Annotated in this window: 1 protein-coding gene; it reads right to left on the bottom strand. The window is 63.6% G+C overall.

Features of this window, described 5'->3' with window-relative positions; genetic code table 11:
- Positions 1-1,317 (bottom strand): sulfoacetaldehyde acetyltransferase (xsc, locus tag AWB68_RS44885; RefSeq protein ID WP_200828980.1); only part of this gene is annotated, 1,317 nt, incomplete at its 3' end.
- Between the last annotated feature and the right edge of the window lie 131 nt (positions 1,318-1,448).

Raw genomic sequence — 1,448 nt, 5'->3', positions numbered from 1 at the left:
GTAGCTGTTCGCCACCGAGTTGATGTTGCCGATGTCGGTGGAGACCATCACGTCGTCGGGCATCGCTTTTTCCAACTCGCGCAGCACCTGGCGCGGATGCAGGTAGGTGCCGCCGCTGAAGGTGCGCTCGTCCTTCTGCTCCTCGATCATGTCGAGGCTGTACGGGTCGCGCTCGTGGGTCCACTCGTCGAGTTCCTTCTCCCACGCGGCCTTTTCCGACTTGATCTGCGCGGCGCGGTCCTCGCGCGAGGCATCGCAGGCGAGCGTGCGCCCAGTCAGACGCTGCGTGAGCGCGACCGCAGCGGCCTTCGCGTCGCCGCAGATGCCGACGGTGATCTTCTTCACCAGCCCGAGCATCTTGTGATCGGCGTCGATCTGGATGATCTTGGCGTTCTTCGGCCAGTAGTCCATGCCGTGCTGAGGCAGCGTGCCGAACGGCCCAAGCCGTGAGCCGAGCGCGATCACCACATCGGCGCGTGCGAGCAGCTTCATCGCGGCTTTGGAGCCCTGATAGCCGAGCGGGCCGCACCACAGCGGATGGCTCGCGGGGAATGAATCGTTGTGCAGGTAACTGTTGACGACCGGCGCACCGAGCCGCTCGGCGAGCGCCTTGCACTCGTCGATCGCATCGGCCATCACCACGCCGCCGCCGGAGATGATGACCGGAAACTTCGCGGTGGCGAGCAACTCGGCTGCTTCGTTCAGGCGCTGTTCGCCGCCCGCCCCGCGATCGAGCCGCTGCGGCTGCGGGATTTCGGCCTTGATCTGGCCGTAGAAGTAGTCGCGCGGGATGTTCAACTGCGTCGGCCCCATTTCGGCCATCGCGCGATCGAAGCAGCGTCCGGTGAATTCAGCCATGCGCGCCGGGTGCGTGACGTGGCCCTGATACTTGGTGAACTCCTGGAACATCGGCAGTTGCTTGGCTTCCTGAAAGCCGCCCAGACCAATGCCCATCGTGCCGGCCTCAGGCGTGACGATCACCACCGGGCTGTGCGCCCAATACGCGGCGGCAATCGCGGTCACGCAGTTGCTGATGCCGGGGCCGTTCTGGCCGATCACCACGCCGTGGCGGCCGGAGACCCGCGCATACCCATCGGCCATATGCCCGGCGCCCTGTTCATGCACCACCGGAATCAAACGAATGCCGGCGGGCGCGAAGATGTCCATCGCGTCCATAAAGGCGGAGCCCATGATGCCGAACATCTCGGTGACGCCGTTGGCGGCGAGGGTCTCGACGAAGGCTTCGGAGGGGGTCATCGACTGGGGGCCGACGAGATCGGTGGCGGGGGCGGACGAGGAGGGGTCGAGTTCGCTCATGGGAAGTCTCCGGTGTTTGAATAAAACGGAACGTCAGGTTCCGAAAAGTGCGCGTTGAATCAAATGTAGACCAACACCGAACCGATCGTCAACCGATAAATTCTATTATTCGGGATGATTTGTATCTAAAA

This window comes from Caballeronia choica (genome assembly GCF_001544535.1).
Lineage (GTDB): Bacteria > Pseudomonadota > Gammaproteobacteria > Burkholderiales > Burkholderiaceae > Caballeronia > Caballeronia choica.
The sequence above is the reverse complement of the archived record's forward strand: the minus strand, read 5'-3'. Positions and strand labels throughout refer to the sequence as shown.